A 25,421-nucleotide genomic window follows, 5' to 3' on the forward strand; every position below is an offset into this window, starting at 1 on the left:
TCCTTAAATACGCTCGATATCTTTGGTACCAAACAGGCCGTATGGCTTGAAGGCAAGAATGATTAACAGCACATAGAATGGTGCGATGTTGTACAGGTTACCCACTTGCAGGTATTGGCTATCAAAAAACTCAGCTAAGTTCTCTAGCACCCCGATGGTGATGCCACCGACAATTGCGCCGACTACAGAATCTAAGCCACCTAAAATAACGGCTGGGAAAACTTTGATACCAATAATGGATAGCGCGTCAGATACGCCGTTAACGATCCCGATAACAATCCCTGCTGTTGCAGATACCATTGCCGAAATAGCCCAACTAATGGCGAACACTTTCTTGATGGAAATGCCAAGACTCTGGGCTACTTGCTGGTTAAATGCCGTTGCGCGCATTGCCAGACCCATTTTGCTGAATTTGAAGAACCAGTAGAACGCGCCCATGATGAGCATCGAGAAGATCAAACTCAGAATGTAAGCGAACTCAACGTTCAAACCACCGATATTCACCACGTTGGTTTCAAACACTTGCGGATACGACACAGCTGAGACACCAAATATCCATTTCATCAATGCTTGGAAGAACATAGACAGACCGATGGTCACCATGATCACAGAGATAATCGGTTCACCAATTAACGGCCTGAGCACAATGGTTTGCACCGCAATACCGAACACCATCATGAACGCGAGCGTGAGTAAAAAGCCGATAAAAAATGGCAGTTGCAGATGAACAAGCGCCGCCCAGCATACCCATGCGCCAATCAACAAGAACTCACCCTGAGCGAAGTTGACCACCTGAGTCGATTTGTATATCAGTACAAAGCACATGGCGACCACGCCATACAACATGCCAACGATCACGCCATTAATGACGAGTTGCAGTAATAAATCCGTATTCACTATGCGATCCTCCGTTGTTCGCTATCCACCAGTGTTGGCTCATGTTCAATAAGCGTTTCAATCACTAGCGACGTTTGAATGCGTGTTTTGGTGCCATCCTGATAAGTGATCACCGTATCCACATCGACTTTTGGATCGTCGCTGTAGATGGTTTCGATGATGTTTCCGTATTTCTCCGCAACCACACCACGGCGCACTTTACGCGTACGAGTTAGCTCGCCATCGTCGGCATCTAGCTCTTTATAAAGTAGAATGAATTTGCTGATCTTCTGTGCATCTGGTAAGGATTCGTTCACTTTCAGCACTTCTTCACGAATGGCTTGATACACTTCTGGTTGAGCGGATAAGTTGGTGTAGTTAGTGAACGCTAAGCCACGCTGTTCTGCCCACTTCGCAACAATCGCGTAGCGAATACAGATGATGGCGGATAGCCAAGGTCGACCTTTGCCCACCACTACGGCTTCTGCAATAAACGGCGAGAACTTGAGTTTGTTTTCAATGAACTGCGGAGAGTAGCGGTCGCCATGGCTGGTTTCCGACATATCTTTCAGACGATCAATCACCACCAAGTGGCCAGAGTCTTTAAAATAGCCCGCATCGCCTGTGTGCATCCATCCGTCTTGTACGTCTTCGTCATACGCTTCCTGGTTGTTCAGGTAGCCAGTAAACATACCCGTACTTTTCGCGATGATCTCACCCACGCCATTGCTGTCTGGGTTGATGACTTTCACTTCTGCATTATCAAACGCAACGCCGACCGAATCATAATCCACGTCATCGGCTTGGTGGACAGTGTACGCACCACACATTTCGGTTTGACCGTAAAGCTGCTTGAGTGGTACACCGATCGCTTGCAAGTAACGGAAAGTATCCGGTCCCATCGCCGCACCGCCGGTTGCCGCAGATGTCAGGTTCGAAAACCCTAAACGGTCACGCAGAGCACGCAGAAGAATCCATTCAGCCAACTTAGAGCGTTTACCCTGCTCCAGCGCTTTGTTGGCTAAGCTCATGCCCAGTTTGTACATCTTCTGCTTAAACGGTGTGGAATCCATCATTCGCGCAGACACGTCTGCCACAATGTTTTCCCAAACTCGCGGTGCAAGTAGGACGAAGTTCGGGCCAATTTCGCGCAAGTCAGACATCATGGTTTCTTGTTCTTCCACGAAGTTAACGATTTGACGAGAAATCAACGCCTGACCAACCACATACACCTGCTCCATAATCCAAGGCAAAGGCAGAACAGAAACGTAGTTGTCGCCTGGAGAGCGCGGGTCGGCACGCAGATAAGCCGCACAGTGATCTAAGAAAGTGCCGCTGTGTAGCTGAGCCAACTTTGGTTTGGAAGTCGTACCCGACGTGGTACAAAGAATCGAAAGATCGCTGCCTTTGGTTGCCTCAACCATATTGAGATATTTATCGGGATCCGCTTTGTCGATCAGTTGACCTTTTTTATAGACCTTTTCAACGTCAATCAGTCGTGGGTCGTCGTACTTGCGCATTCCACGCGGGTCACAATAGATAATGAATTCTACGCTTGGGATCTCATCACCGAGCTCAAGTAGCTTATCGCATTGCTCTTCATCTTCCGCAACCACGACTTTTGCTTTGGCATAGTTGATGAGGTACGCCACTTCTTCGTGCATGGAATCTTGATAGATACCCAGCGAGAAAGCTTTGATCGCATGTGCGGCCAACTCGCCCCATACCCATTCCGGGCGGTTATCACCCAGCAAACCAACAACGTCTTGCTCACCAACACCTAAATCTTGCAGTGCCAGAGACATCCACTTCACTCGGTTTTCATAATCTTGCCAAGTGAACTCTCGCCAAATACCAAACTCCTTTTCACGCATTGCGACTTGCTCGGGCCAGTGCTTGGCGTTGTGCTGCAATACTTTTGGAAAGGTATCTAAGCGGGTTATATCTGCCCAATCATTATGTTGCTGTGCCATTATGCACTCTCCTCTAATGTCGGTAGCTCTTCGCCTAAGTACGCTTGTTTCACATGCGGGTTGGCCATCACTTCTTCTGGCTCGCCCATAGCAATGTGTTTACCAAAATCCAACACCAATACGCGGTTAGAGATATCCATCACCACGCCCATATCGTGCTCGATCATGATGATGGTGATGTCTAACTCTTCGTTTAAATCCATGATGTAACGCGCCATGTCTTCCTTTTCTTCCAAGTTCATGCCTGCCATTGGTTCATCAAGCAGCAGTAACTTAGGTTTTAAGGCAATGGCACGAGCAAGCTCTACACGTTTACGTAAACCGTAAGAAAGTGTGCCAGCGGTGGCTTTGCGAATGTGCTGAATTTCAAGAAAATCGATTACGTCTTCTACGTATTTACGGTGCGCCATTTCTTCTTTCTGCGCGTTAGAGAACCAGTAAAGTGGCCCTGTGACGAAGTTGTTTTTCAGTAGGTGATGTCGACCAACCATAATGTTGTCGAGTACCGACATATGAGAAAAGAGTGCTAAGTTCTGGAAGGTCCTTCCCAACCCTAACTCAGCTCGTTGGCTAGGTGTTCGTTTGGTTACATCATCTCCAGCGAAGATTACAGAGCCTTTGTTTGGTGTGTATCGACCAGAGATGCAATTGAGCATTGAGGTTTTACCTGCACCGTTTGGACCAATGATTGAAAAAATTTCCTTTTCATTCACATGGAAGCTCACGTCAGTTAGAGCTTTCACCCCACCAAAAGCCAATGAAATATCGTTTACCTGCAATAGAGGCGATTCCGATACCATAGTTGATCTCCCTTTCGTTATTTAAGTGCGTTCCATTGAGCACTATTTGATCAAACCTAACTTTGATACTGGTAACCGCTTTTACACCTATGCATCAACTTTGTATTCAGTTTACGTAAACGTCAATTTAAAATCAGAATAGTGCTTGAAAGATTAAGTTGCAATCGAGTTCATCGAGAAAGATTTGAACTAACGCAAACTTTAAGTAAATAAATTGTTAATAAAAATTATTCTCAGACGACTACATATTCGGATAGTTAGGGCCACCACCACCTTCCGGCGGTGTCCAGGTAATATTTTGACTTGGATCTTTGATGTCGCAGGTCTTACAGTGGATACAGTTCGCCGCATTTATTTGCAGCTCTGGCTGCTCCTCCCCCTGTACGATTTCATACACGCCAGCCGGACAATAGCGCTGTGCTGGCTCTGCATATAATTCAAGGTTCTGCTCAATAGGAATCCGTTGGTTCGCCAGTCGTAAGTGGCATGGTTGATCTTCCTCATGGAAGATATTGGATAGATAGACAGAAGAAAGGCGATCGAAACTTAACACACCGTCAGGCTTTGGATAGACAATTTCATTGCTGTTTTCCGCCAATAGCAGAGACTGATGGTCGGGCTTATCACAACGGATATGCCACTTAGCTTTGCCTTTTAACACGTTATGTTCCAGCAGCGCTAAGCCACCGCCCAGCCACGATCCAAAGCGGTGAATGCCACTTGAGAAGTTACGTGCTTGATAAAGCTCTTCATACAGCCAAGACTGTTTGAAATGCTTTTGATAATCAACAGTAACAGACTGACTCTCAAGGGCTTCACATACTGCTTCAGCGGCAAGCATGCCAGATTTCATTGCGGTGTGCGTGCCTTTGATTTTAGCGCCGTTAAGCGTTCCTGCATCACAGCCAATCAACAAGCCACCAGCAAACTGTTGCGTGGGAAGCGAATGGAAACCGCCCTTGGTGATCGCTCTTGCGCCATAACTAATGCGTTTACCATTTTTGAGGTATTGCTCAATCAACGGGTGATGTTTAAAACGCTGAAATTCATCGAATGGACTCAAGTGCGGATTCTTATAGTTCAAGTCAACAATCAACCCGACGGCAACTTGGTTTCCCTCTAAATGGTAGAGGTAGCTGCCACCTGTGGCTTCGTTCGCTAACGGCCAGCCTAAGCCGTGAACCACTAACCCTTGTTGATGCTGCTCTGGTGGTATTTCCCACAACTCTTTAAAGCCGATAGCGTAATGTTGAGGCGTTTTATCTTCAGCGAGATTAAATCGATTAATCAACTGCTTACCAATATGACCCCGCGCGCCTTCAGCAAATAAAGTAAACTTCGCTCGCAGTTCAATACCAGGTTCGAAATTTCCTTTTTGTTCACCATTTTTGTCCAATCCCATATCGCCCGTGATCACGCCACAAACGCGGTTGTCTTCATCGATGATGGCTTGACTGGCGGTAAAACCTGGGTAGATCTCCACCCCTAAGTTCTCAGCCTGCAACGCCATCCATCGGCATAGACTGCCCAAACTTATAATGTAATTACCGTCGTTATGTAACGTATTAGGCACTGCCCAAGAAGGCAGTTCATGACCATTGATTTCATTGCCTAGATAGTAGGTTTTATCTTGGTTTACTTTGGTATTGAGCGGTGCGCCTTTTTCCTGCCAATCTGGAAACAGTTCATCCAAACTGCGCGTTTCAAACACCGCACCCGATAAAATATGCGCTCCAACTTCAGAGCCTTTTTCTACCACGCAAACAGAGAGGTCTTGTTCTTTCTCTGCGGCTAACTGTTTGATTCGGCATGCCGCAGACAAACCTGCGGGACCAGCGCCTACAATCAGAACATCAAATTCCATGCAGTCTCTTTCCATGATTGCATTCCTTTTTCTTTGCATGTTGCCAACTTGTTAAGCAACAATATATTTAAAGTTGACGCAAACGTAAAGGTAAATTAACATCATTTTAAAGACGTCATCACATCGTCTTCACTGTAAACACATAGTCTTCACTGTAAAAAGGAATCTAACGTGAAAATACTAGTGCCAATCAAAAGGGTCATTGATCCCTACGTTAAAGTTCGTGTGAAAGCGGACCATAGCGATGTTGAAACCAATAACGTCAAGATGACGATTAATCCATTTTGCGAAATAGCCGTTGAAGAAGCCGTACGACTAAAAGAGCAAGGTATTGCAGATGAAGTCATCGTTGTCAGTGCTGGCGGTAGCCAATGTCAGGAGCAACTACGTACTGCGCTTGCGTTAGGTGCCGATCGCGCTATTCATGTCGATACTGAAGACAAAATAGAGCCATTAGTCGTCGCTAAGCTGCTCAAAGCTCTGGTCGAGCAAGAACAAGCACAGCTTGTGATTACGGGTAAACAGTCGATTGATACCGACAACAACCAAGTGGCTCAGATGTTGGCAGCCCTACTTGACTGGCCTCAAGCAACTTTCGCTTCAGACGTGAAGATAGAAGATCAAAAAGTTCAGGTCGTGAGAGAAGTGGACGGCGGCTTGATGACGGTCGCGATGAACTTACCTGCGGTGATCAGTACTGACTTACGCCTGAATGAACCGCGTTTTGCCTCTTTGCCTAATATCATGAAAGCTAAGCGCAAGCCGTTAGATACAATCACACCTGACAGTCTGGGTGTTGAAGTGGTATTTAGCCAAACCATTCAAGAAGTCACACCGCCAGCGCAAAGAAAAGGTGGCATCAAGGTTGAATCTGTCTCAGAGCTTCTCGATAAGCTGCGTAACGAAGCGAAGGTGATTTCATGAAGAACTTAATCATAGCAGAGCATGACAATAACCAATTGCATGCGGACACACTCAAAGTGGTTAATGCAGCAAAACAAGTCAGCCAAGACAATGTTTTGATCGTAGTAGGCCACCAGTGTGAAGAAGTCGCTCAGCAAGCTTGTCGCGTTGATGGTATATCAAACGTAATTTGTGTCGATGATGAGCAACTTAAGCATCAATTTGCCGAGAGTATCGCACCTATCGTGGTCGGTTTTTCTGAAGGTTTTGACGCCATCTGGGCTAGCTCATCATCAAAAGGAAAAGATCTTGCACCGCGAATTGCAGCGAAGTTCGGCGTTGGGCAAATCTCCGATATTGTCCAAGTTATCGATGAAAACACCTTTATTCGTCCTATTTACGCAGGGAATGCATTTGCCAAAGTGACCACCAGCGACAAGGTTCGCGTCGTCACAGTGCGCGCGTCTGCGTTTGAGCCGGTTACTTGTCACAATCAAGCTGACATTGAGCATCAGCAAGTCACCATCTCAGCTCCAATGGTTGAATTGGTTTCTGTCGATAAAACCGTGTCAGAGCGTCCTGAATTAAGCGCGGCAGAGGTGGTTGTGTCAGGTGGACGCGGAGTCGGTAGCAAAGAGAACTTCGCATTGATCGAACAAGTCGCCGATAAACTGGGGGCCGCCATTGGCGCTTCTCGCGCGGCGGTTGATGCTGGGTTTGTTGCCAACGATTTACAAGTGGGTCAAACCGGTAAAATCGTTGCGCCTAAGCTTTATATTGCAGTTGGGATCTCCGGTGCCATCCAACACCTTGCAGGAATGAAGGAATCCAAAGTGATTGTCGCGATCAACAAAGATCCAGAATCTCCTATCTTTGAAGTTGCCGACTATGGATTGGTTGGTGATTTATTTGAGGTACTACCTCAGCTTGCCGAACAACTTTAAACAATCAGATAAGGGGCGAACACTGCTATGTTCGCCCCTTTATTTTGTTTTGGTCATATTCAAAAAGAATTGAAATTAGAGGGACCTATGCAAAATTCTGCACCTATTTGGTCACCATCTGCTGAGCGCATCAGCAATAGCAACTTGCTACGATTTATCGAGACGGTTAATGCGCACCAAACCGAAGATATCTCAATCAATAATTACACGTCTTTACACCAGTGGTCCATTGACCATAATGACGAATTTTGGCGACATACCTGGCATTTCTGTAACGTCATTGGAAATATTGGCTCGCAAGTCAAAAGCCTTGGTGCTCCCAAGTGGACACAGACAGATTCTACTCAGAGCCATGTAAATAGAGACACAGTATGGTTTGCTGACGCCACGCTGAACTATGCAGAGAATCTCCTCTCTCAGGCCGAACAAACACCTGAGCGTGAGTTTATCGTTTTTACTAATGAAAGCGGTGAACACAGGCAGCTCACTGGTACACAGTTGCTTGAACAAGTGTCTGTCGTTCAGCAATGGCTACTCACTTGTGATGTTGGTAAAGGCGACGTCGTTGCGGGCTATTTGCCCTACCTTCCAGAAACCGTTATTGCCATGCTGGCCACCACCAGCCTTGGCGCTATTTGGACTTCAACCTCGCCTGATTTTGGTATCGATAGCGTCGTAGAGCGTTTTGGTCAGGTCAAACCGAAAGTTCTTTTTTGCTGTGATGGCTACCAGTTCGGAGGCAAAGCTTTCGATATGACGGACAAGAACACCACTCTTAGTAGCAAGCTAAGCAGAGTCTCCGAAGACGCAACCATTAGCGTATGCCAAATCGAATATTTACAAAACGCTAAGAGTGCTTGCACTTCTGACTTTGTGTATTGGTCCGATATTACTCACCACTTTTCTCCACAATCAATTCAATATCAACCAACACTGTTTAATGACCCGTTATTCGTTTTGTATTCTTCTGGTACAACAGGTCAACCTAAGTGTATTGTCCATTCCGTGGGCGGTACCTTGCTCAATCACCTCAAAGAACATCAACTGCATTGCGACATCAAATCGCAAGACAAGGTTTTCTACTACACAACATGTGGCTGGATGATGTGGAACTGGCATGTTTCAGCACTTGCGAGTGGAGCAACCTTAGTGATTTACGACGGTAGTCCGGTTTACCCTGATCACTCGGTCTTATGGCGATTAGTGGACGAACATAGCGTGTCGTTGTTTGGTACTTCAGCGAAATACTTAGAGGCACTGGAGCATGCGAACTGCTCTCCAAAACTAGAACATGACCTGAAGTCACTCAAAACTCTGTGCTCAACTGGTTCGGTGCTTTACCCAGAACAATTTAATTATGTCTATCAGCACATCAAGCAGGACTTGCATCTCGCTTCTATCGCTGGCGGCACGGATATTTGCGGGTGCTTTGTACTTGGAAACCCTATCTCACCAGTTTACAAAGGCGAATGCCAAGGTGCAGGGCTTGGAATCGACGTGCGTATTTTGGACGACGAGGGAAAAACCATTACACAGCAACGCGGCGAACTGACTTGCAATAACTCGCTACCTAACTTCCCTATCGGCTTTTGGCACGACGACGGCGAACGCTATCACAACGCTTATTGGGGCAAGTTTACTGATATCTGGCACCACGGCGACGATGTGATGCAAACCGAACATGGCGGCTTTATTTTTTACGGCCGTAGTGATGCGACATTGAATCCAGGCGGCGTACGAATCGGCACCGCTGAGATTTATCAGCAAGTGAACGCGTTACCCGAGGTCGAGGACTCCATCGCCGTCGGCAAGTTAAACCAGCAGTCTGAAGAAATCTGGTTACTAGTAAAACTAGCTCACGAGGTCGAGTTAACCCAACAACTCACCGATTCAATTCGCCAAACACTAAAATCAAAATGTTCACCACGCCATGTGCCACGCCAAATTTTTGCTATCAGTGATATTCCTAAAACGCGATCAGGAAAACTGGTTGAACTAGCCGTGAAACAACTGGTGAACGGGCAAGCTGTAAAAAATATTGGTGCCATTGCTAACCCAGAAGTGCTGGAAGAAATTAGCCAGCTTAATCAATAGTGACAATTGGTTAAACAAGAAAAACTTAATCATTGCGCCAAATCTTATATCCGACCTCTCGCATTGCTCTTCCGAGTAGGTGGGAGGCAACTGGCGCAGTGAGAACGATAAACAACATCGTACCGATAACCCGAGAGATCACAGTAACTTCAGGGAGTGAGAAGGCAACCGCTAGTAGTAAGCAACTAACTCCAACGGTACCGGCTTTGGTTGCGGCATGCATTCGGGTATATAAATCTGGCAACCGCAACACACCTAAACTAGCGCTTAGAATCAATAACGTCCCTAAACATAAAAACAGCCCAATCAACACATCCATTATTCTTTCTCCTTCCTTTTAACGATCAAACGCGCAAATGCGATTGTGCCAAGAAATGCGACCAAACCTAATGTAATGGCGATATCTAACAAGGCATCCTCACCACTGTCTAAGGTGTAAACCGTAATAAAGCCGATGGTGATAAATGAAATCAAATCTAACGCCACAACTCGGTCAGCCAGCGTTGGTCCTAAAATTAAACGGAAGAAAGCCATAACAAAACTGAGTAATAGCCCTGCATAGGCAAAAGTGACACTTATTTGCAGCCAACTATCCACGCGTCACCTCCAAAATTCGCTGCTCTAATCCGTTTTTAATTCCACGAATAACTTCTTCATGCTCAGGCGCAAACATGGCATGAACGATAAGATGCTTTTTATCAGGCGTAACGTCTAAACTGAGTGTGCCCGGGGTTAACGAAACCATATTCGCAAGTAACGTGATTTCAAGGTCGGAATCGACGTCCAAAGGGACATAGACGATATCTGGCTGGCTCAAATGCGTTGGCGTCACAACATCCCACACGACTCTTGCAACCGATATGATCATTTCATAAGCGAAGTACACCAGTAACTTTAATGCCGACGCAAAACGTCGAAAGTAGCTGGTTTTTAATCCAAATGGTTGGCTCAACCGTAAGGCAAAAAAACCGACCGTAAATCCGACAATAAAATTCAAACTCGAATAACTGCCGTTTAACATCATCCATGCTAATGCTAAGAAAAGATTGAGGAATAGATAGATCATAAATTTCCTCCCAATACCGCTCGAATGTATTCATTCGGATTTAACAGTTGTTCAGCGGCTTGAACAGAAAACTGATAAAAAGGCTCCGCCACCAAGCCTATGATCAACGTGAACATGGTCAATACGGCAATTGGAACGCAATACAACCAATGTACTTTGACTTGCAGAGTCTGTTCTGTTTTCTCCCTAACCGGCTTTTTCCAGAATGCCTCACTCCAAATTTTCGTCATCGAGTAGACAGTAAGCAGCCCCACCAATAGCGCGGTACCTGCTAACCAGTAATATTCAGCCTGTAAACTCGATTTGATCACCAAAAATTTGCCCCAGAAACCAGAGAGCGGCGGAAATCCTGCCAGAGAAAACGCAGGGACAAGAAACAAGAACGCTAACCAAGGCATTGCTTTATATACCCCGCCCAAATGTTCAAGTTGACTAGAGCCATATTTGCGCTCAATAAAGCCACCGATTAAGAACAAATTCGCTTTTACAATGATGTGATGAACAATGTAGAAAATAGCGCCAGCCAAAGCTAAAGGAGTGTAAATCGCTAATCCCATTATCATGTAACCTATTTGGCTAATGATGTGAAAAGAAAGAATTTTCTTAATGTCGAATTGACTTGCCGCCCCCAAAACGCCCGTTAACATAGTGAGGCCAGCAATCCAAATCAACGTCGGCTGCCAACCACTCTCGGCGAGCGGAAATACTAATGTGAAGACTCGTATTAACGCGTATACGCCGACTTTAGTAAGCAACGCAGCAAACAGCGCAACCACACCACTTGGTAAGGTGTGATAAGAAGCTGGCAACCAAGCAAATAAAGGAAATAGTGCCGCTTTGATAGAAAAGGCAAACAAAAACAAGGCGGACAACATCATGTTGATGCTCAATTCGCTCTCTCCCGCTTTGGTATAGAGATCGGCCAAGTTCAAGGTGCCAGTTGCGCCATACAACAAACCGATGGCAAGTAAGAACACTAGCGTCGAAATCAGGTTCAACATCACATACTTCACTGCCCCATCAATTTGAGTTTTCGTTGCATCTAATACCATTAAACCAAATGACGCGATGAGCATGACCTCGAACCAAACATACAGATTAAAAATATCTCCGGTGAGGAACGCGCCATAAACACCAGCAAGCAACACGTGCGTCAACGCATGGTAATTGCTATAGGAAGGTTTTCGGTGAAGGTCCGCCATGGCATAGAAAACACATATCGCACCAATCACTGCGGTAATCATCACCATGGCAACGCTGAAGTAATCTGCGACAAAGACGATACCAAACGGTGCTTGCCACTGGCCAAAAGCAACGGCTTGAATACCATTACTTATGATGTTTTCTGTGAGAAGGCCTGCGACAACAAGGTTCAAAATCGCACTTGCGCCACTTAACCACTCAACACTTTTTGTTGAGCGACGTACAAAGAAAATGGTCAGCGCCGTACTCAATGAAAGAACAACAGGTAACGTCAGCAAAATCGAACTCATTGACCCTCCTCAGAACGTTGCATTTCGTCGACGTCTGCGGTTCCAGAATCTTTATAAGCTCGATAGAACAACATTAAAGCAAAAATAAGTAGCCCAAAACCGATGACTATCGCGGTTAAAATCAGCGCTTGAGGTAATGGGTTTGCCGCGCCATCTGGTGGCAAAAGTGCATTATCGCCAATCAATGGCGGCTCTCCAGGAGTCAGCCTTCCCGCTGTAAAAATAGCAAGGTTAACCGCACTACTGAGTAACATGATACCGAACAAAAGACGCAAGATATGCTTTTCTAGCATTAAGTAAACGCCTGCGGCAACAAGTATTCCAACGACAACACTCCAGACTATTTCCATTACTCTAGCTCCTCATTAATACGAAGCAGCATCCCCATCACGCCACCTATAACGGCAAGATAAACACCAACATCAAAAACCAACGGCGTACCCAGCGGTATCACATCTTTCCACCACAACCCGGTTAAAAACGGTTTATCAAACGCAAAGCTCAAAGCTCCTGATATCAAGCTCAATGCGATGCCAAATAACGCAATGAAAAACGGCTTGAAATACAATCTAGAACGAACGTATTTCGGTGATTCCGCGAACATGAGAAGCGATAAGCCAATAACGGCAATCAATGCACCAATGAAGCCACCACCCGGTTCGTTATGACCACGTAATAACAGATACACTGAGAACACAAGCATGAGCGCCGCGACGATATGTGCCGTGGTTGCAAAAATTAATGATTGAATACGGTTTTGCTTTTTCGCTCTTGTCTTAAGCAAGCTCACTGCTGCAATCCCAGCAATGACAACGACGACAACCTCTCCCAATGTATCAAACGCACGAAAGTCGACGAGAATGACGTTGACAATATTGCGCCCATGCCCGCCTGGGACACTATTTTCCGCAAAGAATTCCGACACCGATGAATCCATCGGCTGGGACGTGATTCCTAACAAGAGGAAAGTAATCGAAACACCTATCACGCCCGCTATACAAACATTCGCCAATTTGCGTTTTATTGAATGCTTGGGTACGGTGGTTAAACGCGGCATATGACGCATTAACAATGCTAAAAAGACCACCATTAATGTTTCCACTAACAGTAAAGTCTTCGCGACGTCCGGAGCACTGTAGATCATAAAAACAAGCGTGGTCATAAAACCAATCATACCTAGCGCAGAAATCGCAAGAAGCCTTGAGTGAGACAACGTACATACGATCGCTGCACCAATCAGCAATAAGGCAATGCCAATCTCATAGAAAGCCACGTTTGAAAGCTGATCTAACAAAGGCAGAGGAATAAATGCTACCTGACCAAGTAAAGCGACGGCGAGTACCGCGAAAAATAGCAGGACATAACGACTCAACTTCTTTTGCTGCAACAGCGCCGTTTGCCACTTCGCCAGTGTCATCATGTCATCTAATAGTCGTTCAAAAACATTCTCTGCTTTGGGGACGAATAGATGTAACCGCTGAAAAAATGCAGACACAGTGGGATAAACACGGTACACCACATACCCCAATACTAGCGTGATAACGCTTAGGACTAGCGGTACATTCACACCATGCCATAATGATGTCGCTTTAATATCGGCTACAGGCAGAATGTCAGCAGAGCCAGGAAAGGTGATGTTGTGATCTAACCAATTTAAACCGACTAAAGGAACGATGAGACTGCCAAGTGCCAAGAGTAAAGGTGAAACCCACATAGCCTTTTTGGCCTCAATCGGCTTCGTTTCAATTGGCACGAGATCACGGCGAGCAAAGAATGGTCTCGCAATAAGCATAATGGTTAGCGCAACCATCAATATATTGACCATTAAAAGTACAAAGGCGATCCAGTTATTGAGCTCTACTGCGGATTTGTACATGTATTCTTTGCTCAAAAAGCCTAACAACGGCGGGAATCCCGCTTTAGACAATGCAGCCAAACTCCCCGCAACCATGCTGATGACGAGCACTGACTTCAAGCCGTACAGTTGATCAATATCTCGTGTTCCTGTCGCTTTGTCGATATTGCCCACCACCATAAACAGCGCTGCTTTATAGAAAGAGTGAGCGAGAATAAACATCAATACTGCACTCACGGCCAAATCTGTGCCCATACCTAGTAATAATGTTAATTTACCCAAAGCAACATTCGTGCTGTAGGCTAGCATCAGCTTCAAGTCAGTTTGTTTTAATGCGACAAACGTGCACCAAACGGCGGTGATACTCCCTGTGATCACTAGGGCATAAAACCAAACCTCGCTATGAGCATAAACTGGCGATAAACGCGCTAACAAGTAAATGCCCGCCTTTACCATTGTTGCCGAGTGTAAATACGCACTGACTGGAGTGGGCGCTGCCATCGCGTTAGGTAGCCAAAAATGAAACGGGAACTGCGCAGATTTAGTAAATGCACCAAGTAGTATGAGCACTAGAGATGGCATAAACCATTCGTGCTGCGCAATCGTGTCCGCCTGAGCGATGATCGTATGTAACTCATAACTCCCTGCCATCGCTCCCAACAAGATAAGGCCAGCTAACAACGCTAATCCACCAGCACCTGTAACGATCAACGACTGCAGTGCATTTTTTCGTGACGTTTTGTTTTCGTGATTAAAACCAATCAGCAAGTAAGAAGTGATGGTGGTGAGTTCCCAGAAAACGAACAACAATAGGATGTTATCGCTCATCACAATCCCTAGCATGGCAAGCATGAATAGGGTTAGGTATAAATGAAAGGAAAATCGGCTATCACTCTCTCGTAAGTAAGCCAAAGCGTATATTTGGATCAGTGCGCCAATCCCGCTGATCAGCCCGGCAAAAAGGAATGACAGACCATCTAACCTAAAGCTGAAGTTAATATCGAGGCCAGGTATCCATTCCGCATTCCAGCTTACGCCTGCGGGTGTGTAGATGTAAAAAAGAAAAGAGAAGATTAAAATTGGCAGCACAGGGAAAATCAGTAAGACCAACTGATTATCGGGATTTTTCGGCAGGTTTTCTTTACCCGTTATGCTATTCAACATCGCAGCCCATTCATTTTTATAAGAAAGTTCGCCCTATTTGGCGCAAAGATAAAAAGCTCCACTTGATTGTTTTAGCCCAAGCATTTCAAAAAAGATCATAAAACCAAGGGATAAGTAGCAATCAGCAATCACTGAATGCTACTTAAAGGAACGTTAATACAAACAGCTACTTACTGTCCGCTACGGTGTAAGAACGTAGATCACTACTTACGTGTTCTCGACTGAATGTGTATGGATTATCGTCATCAGTTAACTCGAACGCATCGTAGGTGCAGTCACCGATATCATTTCTCGGACAAACATAAACGTTCGAACGTTCTATCATTTCTGTGTGGCATTTCGGGCATAGGTTTTTCATGTCACTCTCCTCTGATAACTTATTGATACACTGATAATTCCATGTTCTAGAACTCCGTCTCCCTCCTTTACCTAAAACAACCACTTAAACCCAGGTTTGTTACACACCAATTACTGAATCGGCGATACAAAACCATCGGGCTTAAGAGCGACCAAACTACAGTTTATAGATTGCAAAATGTTTTCAGCCGTATTACCAATGACGTAGCCAGATATCCCAGTTCTCGCTAAGGTACCCATGACTAGAACGTCCACTTCTATGCTTTCTACGTAATCCGGGATTTTTTCATCAGGCTTTCCGTGTAAATGATGAATCACAATTTCACCCGTAATCCCCGACTCTTCCAGCAGTTGTTGTAGAGCTTGTTTATGATCGGCTTTTGCTTTGTCGAGTTCATGTTTCAACTCAGCATCGTCGACTTGAATCCAAGCATTGTCATGTAGGTAATTCTCTAAGTAATATTCCCAGCAAGAAATCACATGTAAACGACTGTCACAGGTGTCGGCTATTGAACGAGATAATTCAAGTAAACGCACCGCTAATGAGTGCTGTTCATCGCTCGCCGTTAACGGATCTATAGCAACAGCCACACGGCGTTTGTCTCTCGGCTTATCAATCGGTCGGTGTAACCATAATGGACAAGGACATTTGCGTAACAGTGTCATATCAATGGCTTTGAAGCCTTCAGCGCCTTCACCGAGTGGTTCAGCTTCTTTGATGATAAGATCTTTGTTGTCAGCTAATGCTTCTTTAATGATACAGACAGCGGGTTTTTCACTGCTTTTCACAGTAAGAGGAAATGCCAGATCATCTTCAGAAAGATCGAGCTTCTGTCTGTATTCCTGAATGCTTTGTTTGAGGGAGTCTTGTAGCGATTGCTCATAACTTTGCTGATACTGGAGCATATCCGCGGGGAAATCGGGGCACGCAATTAGCCCTGAAACAGGTACTTTGTTGCTGGATGCGATCCTCATCGCTTGTTCGAGCGCCTCACTATGACCAGGCAATCCTTGTGTTGCAAAAAGTATGTTCGCGAATCGTTTCATACACACCTCCTTGTTTGGTTAAATATTAACCACCCACAAAGTATAATACCTAACGGATAATTGTAACGGCTTGTGACGTTGATGAAATCAATTCTCATTAAGCTATGGATATTGCTTCATTTTGCTTTACGTCACCTTCTCCTTTTCTTTACGACTGTGGCCCGCTGACCCAATAGAGCTACATACTAAAAATTGAGACCAAATAAAAACCCAAATTACTCAAAGTTTTTCTCACCTTGAGTAACTTGGGTATAAGCAATAACACACTTAGGCTACGGACTTAAATGGGTAACCTAAATTTTCATACGACTTAGTTGAAAGATGCCATATCAATCACGAATCAGTGTGCAAATATTCACAGCCCTAATGATCCAGAAGTCGCTGTAAATTAATGTTAAGGTTGCTGTTTTGTTGGTGCCAAAGCAATTTCGCGAACACATACACCTTGCGGTTGCTGATAAGCAAACAGCACTGCTCGTGCAATATCGTCGGCTGCCAACACGCCCCCCATATCCTCTTTCCAAGCATCATAGCCATCTTTAATATCTTGAGACTTAGTATGTGAAAGTAATTCAGTTTCCACTGCGCCAGGTGCAATAGTCGTAACACGAACATTCGATGATGCGACTTCTTCACGTACGTTTTCAGAAATCGCATGAACCGCAAATTTGGTACCACAGTAAGCGGCATGATCAGGAAATGTTTTCTTGCCCGCAATAGAGCTGATATTAATGATCGTACCACTGTTACGCGCTTTCATCGGTGCTAAAACGGACTGCATGCCATTTAGCAAGCCAAGTACGTTCACATCAAACATGCGCTTCCACTCCGATGCGTCCTGAGTATCTATCTGGCCTAGAAGCATAACGCCTGCGTTATTTACAAGTGCATCTACCGGACCATACAACGCTTCTGCTTTCTCAATTGCCGCTTCAAAAGAAGCTTTATCGGTCACATCTACCTTTTCACAAAGCGTATTTGGTAAGTTTAATGCTTCTAAACGTTCTACACGTCTTGCTAACAAAAGAAGAGCATGGCCCTGTTCGCTGAAATGACGTGCAATCGCTTCACCAATGCCTGAACTAGCGCCTGTAATAACAATTAACTTTTTCATTTTGAATCCTTAATAGAACGGTTTACCTCAATGGCGATAAGTTTAAGAAAACTTTGTTTGTTGATATATACCGACCTAGTTGAAACACTGTTGTTATACTGCAACAATACTTTTTTGAATTACGCAGAAGTCATCATGCAAACACACATCAACCTTGCGGATATTCGCTCTTTCGTCCTAATCGCTCAACTAGGAAACTTCACGAAAGCAGCAGAGCAACTTGGCGTTTCTCGCTCACACGTTTCACGTCAAATAACAAATCTGGAACAACAGATTGGTGTCACTTTGCTACAAAGGACCACTCGAACACTGAACCTCACCGAAGCAGGCAAGGTTCTGTATAAACAGTGTGAAACTGCCCTTCATAATATTGATCAAGCTGTTATGGCAGTGGTTGATGATGTAGAAGAATTAAGAGGCGAAATTCGTATCAACTGCGTGGGGGGTTATTTAGGAGAAGACGTTGTTGCAGATATCGTTTCTCAGTTTCTAATCCAACACCCACAAGTGAACATTAACTTAGATTTTAGCAGCCATCGTGTCGATTTAATCGCGGATGAATTCGACATCGCTTTTCGAATGGGAAAGTTAGACGACTCCAACTTTATCGCTCGCAAACTGATTGATGTGGAAATGGGGACGTACGCAAGCCCAAGTTATTTAGAAACACATGGCTATCCTTCGCATCCAAAAGACTTAGAAAAACACATTTGTTTGACAGGTAGTGTGACACGCTGGGCATTCGAGAACACAAATACAAAGCAGTCAACGGAACACCAGATACGTGGACAGTTACGATGTAAGAGTGGCAGAGTAATGATAAAAGCAGCGTTGGCGGGAAATGGTATCATCCGTGTACCAGCACTTTATTGCCAACAAGAACTCCAGACAGGCAAGCTAAAAGAAGTGTTTACCGACTGGAGCATTCCGAGTGTGGAGTTTTCACTCCTTTACCATCACGACCGACATCAACCAAAACGCATCCGAGCCTTTATTGACTTTGCTACTCAATATTTTCGTCAGCTGCCGAGTAAACACAAGTAACGTGCTCGATAGCATTTCACTATGTGAACCAATATATACGGAATCTATAAAACCCAAATTTGTACTAAAGAAATACGTAAGCATCGTGATGTTTTAAGGTCTAGTTTTCATAAACATTAGCGGTGTTTGCCCAGTTTGCTTTTTGAAAAATGCAATAAAAGCACTGTCTGAAGAAAACTCCAGCCAATCAGCAACGGCGCTGACTTGCATTCCCGTAGATAACAATTCAACTGCTTTTAAGAGCCTCCACTGTTGACGCCAATCTTGATAATTCATACCCGTTTCCGACTTAAATAATCGTGTTACCGTCTTGGTGCTTGCCCCAACTTTGCTTGCAAGAGTAGTAAGCGAAGGAGCGAGAAATGAAGGTTCAACCAACTCTCGACGAAACGTTGTTAAGCGCCGATGCGATGGCAAAGGCAACTGAAACGAATAACGTTTCGCAGCATAAAACTCCTCCCAAAAAAGCGCCGTCGTATTTACCATCTCGCTGCTAGGCTTATCCCACTCCCAAAATGACATTTTATCAATAAGAGCTTGGAGTAAATTATTCACTTCTATCATCGTGATCTTACTCGGACAGGCAAACTCCTCACAATCAAAATACAAAGATCGATACGCCACCACATTCGTCATTAGTGCGCGATGCGGCGTATTAGGTGGGATCCAAACCGCCTTTGTCGGTGGCAGAATACAAATCGAGTCTTCCAGAGCAAAACTCATACAACCTTGAGGTGCGTACAACAATTGCCCTTTCTTGTGCTGATGCATACCCGAGTCGTGCTTGCCAATATCCGCAGCAATTCCCACTACACAATTAGAAATTTTGTTTGCGTCAAACTGTGTTTCTTCGTTAATAAGTGCCATTTTGTCCGAATATTGATGTATTTGGTTTTTATGTTGTTATTGGCTCAATCATAGCCTCATTTATACTGCCCGCCAACTTCATTAACAATGGGTAACAATATGAATACTAAGCCCTCTTTATGGCTCATGCTGGTTATGTTGATGTTTCCGCAAATTGTAGAAACCATCTATAGCCCAGCGTTGAGCTCAATCGCTCTATCATTTGATGTAAACCACGCACAAGCAGCACAAACACTGTCGATTTACTTCCTAGCGTTTGCCATTGGCGTTGTAGTTTGGGGAGTGCTCGCAGATAAACTGGGAAGAAGGCCTACCATGTTAATTGGGCTCTTTATCTATGGTTTTGCGTCTTTACTCGCAACTCAAACCGAGAGTTTTGCTGTTGTCATGGCTGCGCGAGCTCTGAGCGCATTTGGTATCGCGGTAGGTTCCGTTGTCACACAGACCATGCTTCGTGACGCGTTTGACGGTCAAGAACTGAGTAAAGTCTTCAGCTTAATGGGGATGGGTATATCAATCAGCCCGGTAGTAGGCATGCTATTAGGCGGACAGCTTACAGGGCTTGGTGGATATCGTTATGTATTTTTCGCTTTATTTTTAATCGCGTTAGTATTGCTCGCTTATAACGTTATTAAGCTTCCTGAAACACAGAAAGAACAGACACCAGTACGGTTGCGTCAACTTAGCTGGAAAATGCTAAGAGACACTCGAATTTGGCGCTCAGCATTATTAGTCGCTTTGTATAACATTGCTCTGTTTGCTTATTACCAACTTGGCGCATTTACTTTCTCAGCACTTGGGTATAACTCCGAACAATTTGGATACAGTGGCATGGTACTGGGGTTAGGCACTCTGCTTGGGAGTTATTTAAACAAATCCCTAGTGTCTAAAAATGTTCGAAAAAGCCAACTACTTTGGCTCTCAGCAGTATTGCTTAGTTTGGGATCAGTCGGTGTGTTGATTCTGAGCCAATCAATCTGGTTTGTTGCTCCAATGATGTTAGTCGTCATGTCGTATGGGATTGCGATACCCAATATACTCAGTGACGCACTCGTTGATTATAAACAACAGGTAGGTAGCGCAGGCGCTTTATTTGGGCTCATGTACTACATCATGATCGGGACGGGATTAGCGATGGCTGGAACAGCACAAAACTTAAGTGTCATCCTATTAACATGTAGCTGTTTAGCGATTTTATTAGCGTTTTCTAAAAGGCGAGTTCATACCGACTTGTGAGTATAATAATGAAATACTCTCCGTAATGGTTCACCGAGAATCTAGAGAATTTTTCAATCAATAGGAACTGAGGAGCACAATAGTAACCGCTCCTCAGTTGTCTTCTAGAGGGCGATCTAAACTAAATTAACCTTAAAGAAGCTCTCTAATTTATCAAATGGGATCACATCCAATTGATCGTAGAGATCCGTATGATTCGCATTTGGAATGATCATCAATTCTTTAGGCTCTGCCGCCGCTTCATACGCCGTTTCACTGAAATAGCGAGAGTGCGCCTTTTCGCCATGAATGAACAACACTGGGCGTGGAGATATCTCTTCAATGTAGGTCAGAATTGGCATATTCATAAACGACAGCGGCGTTGTGAGTGTCCATGCAGCATTTGAGTTAATCGCTCGTGGATGAAAGCCACGTTCAGGAGACTTGTAATAGGCTGCATACTCAATAACAAATTGGGGCTCACCTCCAACTAACTCAAGCGATACTGGCCCGTAAGTAGGTGTTCCATTTTCGGCGTCTTCCCATCGTTGCAGGCTTAGCTGCTCTAACGTTTGCGTGCGCTGTTCAAACGTCGTACTGTCGTTATAGCCTTTAGACATTACACGGGTCATATCATACATCGTACTGGTTGCGACTGCTTTGACGCGTTTATCTGCAGCAACTGCGTTTAACGCCATGCCGCCCCAACCACATATGCCTATCACACCAATTTTCTGACGATCAACGTCTTTCTGTAGGCCAATAAAGTCCACAGCTGCGCTAAAGTCCTCTGTATTGATATCAGGTGATGCAACGTTTCTTGGTTCACCACCACTCTCTCCGGTATACGACGGATCAAACGCTAAAGTAATGAAGCCTCGCTCGGCTAATGTTTGAGCATATAACCCTGAAGACTGCTCTTTCACAGCGCCAAATGGACCACTAATGACGATAGCCGCAAGCTTGCCACTTTTATTTTTAGGTTGATAAAGATCCGCTGCCAACGTGATGCCATAACGGTTTTTAAAACTCACTTTGCGATGTTGAACTTGGTTACTTTTCGTAAATGTTTTATCCCAGGTGTCACCAAGATTTATTTGCGTCTCAGCTTGAACGGAACTCGTTGAGAGCGATCCGACTCCCATAGCAACCACGCTGGCACCCGTCATTTTCATCATATTGCGACGACCTTCATCAGGTTCATCTTGGTAACTTGCTTGATTGTCGTTCTGGCTTTTCATGGTAGACACTCCTAATTAACGTAACACACGATGAGTACAGTACGCGGATGCTTTATCGCTCCTACTTTACTGACACGTACATTGTTGCAACTTTCGTATTTTTTCGTTAATCAGATACTACGCATTGCTTGCCTAATCTTCCGAAGATTGGTCTAAACCTTTTCTAACGTTAATTAAGGCGTAAATAAAAAGCGCCTGTCGGCGCTTTAATTATCCATAGATCTTATTGCCATGTTGGCTCGCCAAACTCTTCACAACGTTGCTTGTCGTAATTTTCAATGCGCCCGCGTTTACCTACAAACTGAACCTGAACAACCATTCCAGCTTCAACATATTCACTGAAATAATCGCAAGAAACACGAAAACTAGTATCGCGTATCACAATTGGTACCCATTCATAGCCGCCGCTGCGTGGTAAGTAAGACTTGAAGGTAATGACCCCATCATCTGAAACGTTGATTTCTTCATCATATTCATTCAACTTATAAAAGCGTTGTCCATCAAACTCTGCCTTTGCTTTTTCAATTATTTCCTTCGTTGCTGTCGATTGCATCGGCGTATTTGACACCAGTTGACACCCAACAACAGATGTCAATACGGACAAAGCCAAAGCGAGTTTAGTTATTTTATTCATTTACCTAACCACTGTAGAATTATTCAACACTTACCATTTTAAAAGGAGGAAAACCATACTTTATTTTAAAGAAAATAAAAAGCGCCTTTCGGCGCTTTTTATCTGAACATTTCTTATCCAAACGTCTCGAGTAAATTTTCTAGAAAAGCTAACTCTTTATTACAATTAATTTTATTTAGGCTCTCACTGGAATCTATTGCTATTTAATCCCAAGCTTCAAACTCATTGGGCTTTACGTGTTTTATTTTTAATCTAACGCTAGGAGCCAGAGCTGTTTCAGTTCCCAATTCACAGTAGTACTCAACAGCATTTTCATCTTCAATCATGTCAACGGAGTTAGCAACGACACTCAACCGTCCACCACCTCTTGTCAATGAAAAGTACGCATTCTTGTTTTCATTTACTTCAAATTTCAAAGGAATGTATTCAGGTTCTTCAAGAGAAATATCTATCCATTTATAGTTATCTAAACTCTTCCCCTTTCGTGGGGCATAAACTGTTTTCAACCCATTTTCGTCAACAACGAAGTACATCGAATTCTCAGCTTGATTAAAGCAAGCTTTCAAACTGCCACCTTTATTTTCTAAATCACATGCGAATACGACAGATTCTTGATCACAGCCTTCGCTTGCGTGAGCGCTTGTAAAATATGGCAGCAGCACCACTAGTATTAAATTAACTAATCTCATTCAAAAGTCTCCAGCTTCAAAAGTCTTTGTAAATTTTCAAACCGCTTAATATAGCTATCAGTATTCTTATTTACGATGGCTGTGATAGCCTGAGAATCGGAGTATTCAACACCGTTATCAGCCAATTTATAAAGATTATTAGTTACCCAAAAAAACGCTGCGGAGCGAACGGCATACTTGGCTTCAAATAAGAGATCTGGATTATCTACAAAAGATACGTTTATATCTTCACTCCACTCTCGCTTATTTTTCGAGTGCCATTTATCAAAGGTTGCATAGTTGTTTTTACCAGTTAGTTGTTTTAGTCCTCTACCCCTGAATTTCCAACCGTCATTTACTTTATCATTACCCATACGACCACCATATGCTATGTTAGCAACTCTGATAAAGTCAGCTTTGGTTAAAGTACTACCATCGCGTTTCGTGTTCTTACCTGGCACACTTTCATCATAAGAAAGCTCTTTAGCGGATACCTTGTCACGTGCAAAATTTCTAAACGTTAATACTAATCCTCTAAAACTATATCTAAATAGTTCCTCCGTTGATAGGTTAGAACCAGTTTCTTGCATTATTTGTGCAAAGAAATGAGCACGTCTTAAAGGCGTATCAAGTTTGTAAAACTCCACATGGGCATTTAATTCATTCACAACCCCCCGCAAGAACTCAATCTTAGAGTTTTTAACCCTAGGGTATACCTCTTGTAGCATTTCTAGAGTAAACTTAAAATCTCTTTGAGCTTGAGGAATAAAAGGCCAATAATGCCAAAGGCTCTTATCATCGCTTAGTTGCAAATCACCTTGTAAATCTTGCATCCATGAGAACTTGTCTGCTCTTTCCAGTTCGAATTGCGAGAAAAGATCAAAGCTATCCATCACTTGATCGCGCCATGGGGAGTTACGGTAGTCTTCTTCAGTCACAAAACCAGCGGAGCACTTAATATCTAGAGCTTCCTTTGCGGTCTGATGGATTGATTCATAAAGACTTTGTGACGACTCTGTATGCCAATCTGTAGGATGTTTCACAATAAATCGCTCAAAGTGTTTACGCTTACCGTCTAAGTATACTTTGGCATCGCGAGCAGTGAACGAGGAGAAGTCCGTTACTTGATCTTCTGTCACAGATTCAAGTAATTGCTGAATAAACGAATTACTCATATCAACGGCACCGCTACTATCGGCCCCATCGAGAACAACAAGTGGATTTTCTTCCGCATTTTTGGGAGAAATCTGTTTTTTGAAAAATTCGGGCGGCTCCTCAAAAGAGAACATCTCGATATGCACACGATTATCTTCTTTCTTAGTTCCAATTGCATCGTTACTGTACTCATGCAGTCCCATGTAACCGATATCTTCCCCAGCTGAAACCTTTATCCCCTCTCTAAATAGGAGTGGGAGTAAAGAAACCACACTACCGTCCCTAATCATTGCCGCCTTGTCCGACATCCATTTAGGTTCTGAAACTGGTTCTGATAGGACAGCAGAGGAATCTTCTAAAATGTCAAAGTCACTATTGAGACCCGAAGCAAACCAAACAATCTTGTTTAACAGTGCTTTTTCGCTACCACTTGCCGATTTACCATTCTCTACCACACGGCACTTTATCATTTTGTAGGTATTTTTGTCGATCTGGTATGGATGGGTCTCCTTCTCTTCTGCATACAGGTATTCAAGTAATGTTCCTTTAGACATCGACTGTTTTTTTTCACCAGAATTAGTAGGCACATCACTATGTTTGAAAGTGCGTACATTACGCCTTTCTTGTAAACGGTAACGCGTGGTTATAGATGAATTGGCGCCAATATCTGAAGGTGGCGCAAGGTGCATATAAAGTGTATAGAACTTAAATACATCTTCATTATCTTCGGGGTTTACAGCCTCATGCTCGATAAGCACAAAGTTATTACTATACTTAAACTCTTTCTCTTGGTACGTTGATGTTAGGTAATCAGGATTTATGCGAAATGCCACTATTTTTCCATCAAGCATCGCTTGAATAGGTCTGAGCCCTTTCCCCCACGGTAACATTTTTGATGTTAAGTGAATGCCACTATGCCAACCGTACCCTTGTCCTATTAAATAACGACCGCTCTTAGCTTGATCAAACAATTTCGTAAAATCACTGAGCGTGTAGTAAGCGTCACCTTCTCGTTGCGCTATCGGAAAAACTGCATCCATGATTTAA

The 25,421-nt window shown here is 44.1% G+C and carries 23 protein-coding genes; 5 read left to right on the forward strand and 18 right to left on the reverse strand.

Annotated features, from left to right (window positions below):
• Positions 1–3 precede the first annotated feature (3 nt).
• From L3V30_RS18360 to L3V30_RS18375, 4 genes are all read right to left on the reverse strand, one after another.
• Positions 4–897, reverse strand: coding sequence for a branched-chain amino acid ABC transporter permease (locus tag L3V30_RS18360; RefSeq protein WP_005392598.1), 894 nt, complete (start codon positions 895–897; stop codon positions 4–6).
• Positions 897–2,849 carry a long-chain fatty acid--CoA ligase gene (locus L3V30_RS18365; protein WP_237309483.1) on the reverse strand — a complete coding sequence of 651 codons (1,953 nt, stop codon included), beginning with the start codon at positions 2,847–2,849 and terminating at the stop codon, positions 897–899. Before L3V30_RS18365 ends, L3V30_RS18360 begins: the two co-directional genes overlap by 1 nt.
• A complete protein-coding gene (locus tag L3V30_RS18370) occupies positions 2,849–3,649 on the reverse strand; it encodes an ABC transporter ATP-binding protein (RefSeq protein ID WP_005392600.1) in 801 nt (266 codons plus the stop codon). Before L3V30_RS18370 ends, L3V30_RS18365 begins: the two co-directional genes overlap by 1 nt.
• A 241-nt stretch (positions 3,650–3,890) precedes the next feature.
• Entirely contained in the window at positions 3,891–5,528 is a 1,638-nt protein-coding gene (locus L3V30_RS18375; protein WP_237309484.1) for an electron transfer flavoprotein-ubiquinone oxidoreductase, read from the reverse strand.
• A gap of 156 nt (positions 5,529–5,684) precedes the next feature.
• Here L3V30_RS18375 and L3V30_RS18380 point away from each other — a divergent pair, with 156 nt between their 5' ends.
• The 3 genes from L3V30_RS18380 (at position 5,685) to L3V30_RS18390 (ending at position 9,454) form a co-directional block, all read left to right on the forward strand.
• On the forward strand, positions 5,685–6,437 hold the full coding sequence (locus tag L3V30_RS18380; RefSeq protein ID WP_005386149.1) for an electron transfer flavoprotein subunit beta/FixA family protein: 753 nt from the start codon (positions 5,685–5,687) through the stop codon (positions 6,435–6,437).
• Complete coding sequence (locus tag L3V30_RS18385; protein ID WP_237309485.1) at positions 6,434–7,360, forward strand: FAD-binding protein; 927 nt, start codon at positions 6,434–6,436, stop codon at positions 7,358–7,360. The genes L3V30_RS18380 and L3V30_RS18385 overlap by 4 nt, the downstream gene beginning before the upstream one ends.
• A gap of 87 nt (positions 7,361–7,447) precedes the next feature.
• Positions 7,448–9,454, forward strand: a complete 2,007-nt coding sequence (locus tag L3V30_RS18390; protein ID WP_237309486.1) for an acetoacetate--CoA ligase — start codon at positions 7,448–7,450, stop codon at positions 9,452–9,454.
• Between the two features lie 25 nt (positions 9,455–9,479).
• On the opposite strand, the gene mnhG is transcribed toward L3V30_RS18390, so the two are convergent.
• From mnhG to L3V30_RS18435, 9 genes are all read right to left on the reverse strand, one after another.
• On the reverse strand, positions 9,480–9,773 hold the full coding sequence (mnhG, locus tag L3V30_RS18395; RefSeq protein WP_005392605.1) for a monovalent cation/H(+) antiporter subunit G: 294 nt from the start codon (positions 9,771–9,773) through the stop codon (positions 9,480–9,482).
• Positions 9,773–10,051, reverse strand: a complete 279-nt coding sequence (locus tag L3V30_RS18400; RefSeq protein WP_005392606.1) for a cation:proton antiporter — start codon at positions 10,049–10,051, stop codon at positions 9,773–9,775. The genes mnhG and L3V30_RS18400 overlap by 1 nt, the downstream gene beginning before the upstream one ends.
• Positions 10,044–10,520, reverse strand: a complete 477-nt coding sequence (locus L3V30_RS18405; protein ID WP_170901820.1) for a Na+/H+ antiporter subunit E — start codon at positions 10,518–10,520, stop codon at positions 10,044–10,046. Before L3V30_RS18405 ends, L3V30_RS18400 begins: the two co-directional genes overlap by 8 nt.
• Positions 10,517–12,013 (reverse strand): Na+/H+ antiporter subunit D, encoded by a 1,497-nt coding sequence (locus tag L3V30_RS18410; RefSeq protein ID WP_006741069.1) that lies wholly within the window; start codon positions 12,011–12,013, stop codon positions 10,517–10,519. The genes L3V30_RS18405 and L3V30_RS18410 overlap by 4 nt, the downstream gene beginning before the upstream one ends.
• Positions 12,010–12,363 (reverse strand): Na+/H+ antiporter subunit C, encoded by a 354-nt coding sequence (locus L3V30_RS18415; RefSeq protein WP_006741070.1) that lies wholly within the window; start codon positions 12,361–12,363, stop codon positions 12,010–12,012. The genes L3V30_RS18410 and L3V30_RS18415 overlap by 4 nt, the downstream gene beginning before the upstream one ends.
• Entirely contained in the window at positions 12,363–15,032 is a 2,670-nt protein-coding gene (gene mbhE / locus L3V30_RS18420; RefSeq protein ID WP_237309487.1) for a hydrogen gas-evolving membrane-bound hydrogenase subunit E, read from the reverse strand. Before mbhE ends, L3V30_RS18415 begins: the two co-directional genes overlap by 1 nt.
• A 166-nt stretch (positions 15,033–15,198) precedes the next feature.
• Positions 15,199–15,390, reverse strand: coding sequence for a hypothetical protein (locus L3V30_RS18425; RefSeq protein WP_005392611.1), 192 nt, complete (start codon positions 15,388–15,390; stop codon positions 15,199–15,201).
• A gap of 110 nt (positions 15,391–15,500) precedes the next feature.
• Positions 15,501–16,436, reverse strand: coding sequence for a universal stress protein (locus L3V30_RS18430; protein WP_046875927.1), 936 nt, complete (start codon positions 16,434–16,436; stop codon positions 15,501–15,503).
• Positions 16,437–16,830: 394 nt separating this feature from the next.
• On the reverse strand, positions 16,831–17,550 hold the full coding sequence (locus L3V30_RS18435) for an SDR family oxidoreductase (protein WP_237309488.1): 720 nt from the start codon (positions 17,548–17,550) through the stop codon (positions 16,831–16,833).
• A gap of 135 nt (positions 17,551–17,685) precedes the next feature.
• Between L3V30_RS18435 and L3V30_RS18440 the strand changes: the two genes are divergently transcribed.
• A complete protein-coding gene (locus L3V30_RS18440) occupies positions 17,686–18,594 on the forward strand; it encodes a LysR family transcriptional regulator (RefSeq protein WP_085343965.1) in 909 nt (302 codons plus the stop codon).
• A 93-nt stretch (positions 18,595–18,687) separates the two neighbouring features.
• Here the strand turns inward: L3V30_RS18440 and L3V30_RS18445 are convergent, their stop codons facing one another.
• A complete protein-coding gene (locus L3V30_RS18445) occupies positions 18,688–19,461 on the reverse strand; it encodes a helix-turn-helix transcriptional regulator (RefSeq protein ID WP_237309489.1) in 774 nt (257 codons plus the stop codon).
• A 99-nt stretch (positions 19,462–19,560) separates the two neighbouring features.
• Between L3V30_RS18445 and L3V30_RS18450 the strand changes: the two genes are divergently transcribed.
• The gene (locus tag L3V30_RS18450) at positions 19,561–20,697 is read left to right on the forward strand and encodes a multidrug effflux MFS transporter (protein WP_237309491.1); all 1,137 of its coding nucleotides are present in this window, start codon (positions 19,561–19,563) and stop codon (positions 20,695–20,697) included.
• Between the two features lie 116 nt (positions 20,698–20,813).
• On the opposite strand, the gene L3V30_RS18455 is transcribed toward L3V30_RS18450, so the two are convergent.
• The 4 genes from L3V30_RS18455 to L3V30_RS18470 all read right to left on the reverse strand — a co-directional run bounded on the left by L3V30_RS18455 (position 20,814) and on the right by L3V30_RS18470 (position 25,414).
• Positions 20,814–21,917 carry an alpha/beta hydrolase gene (locus tag L3V30_RS18455; RefSeq protein WP_176319289.1) on the reverse strand — a complete coding sequence of 368 codons (1,104 nt, stop codon included), beginning with the start codon at positions 21,915–21,917 and terminating at the stop codon, positions 20,814–20,816.
• Positions 21,918–22,140: 223 nt separating this feature from the next.
• Positions 22,141–22,551, reverse strand: a complete 411-nt coding sequence (locus L3V30_RS18460; protein ID WP_006741077.1) for a hypothetical protein — start codon at positions 22,549–22,551, stop codon at positions 22,141–22,143.
• Between the two features lie 203 nt (positions 22,552–22,754).
• Entirely contained in the window at positions 22,755–23,240 is a 486-nt protein-coding gene (locus L3V30_RS18465) for a hypothetical protein (RefSeq protein ID WP_237309493.1), read from the reverse strand.
• Entirely contained in the window at positions 23,237–25,414 is a 2,178-nt protein-coding gene (locus L3V30_RS18470; RefSeq protein WP_237309495.1) for a hypothetical protein, read from the reverse strand. Before L3V30_RS18470 ends, L3V30_RS18465 begins: the two co-directional genes overlap by 4 nt.
• Positions 25,415–25,421 lie beyond the last annotated feature (7 nt).

It is taken from the genome of Vibrio sp. A1-1, from assembly GCF_021728175.1.
Classification (GTDB): domain Bacteria; phylum Pseudomonadota; class Gammaproteobacteria; order Enterobacterales; family Vibrionaceae; genus Vibrio; species Vibrio diabolicus.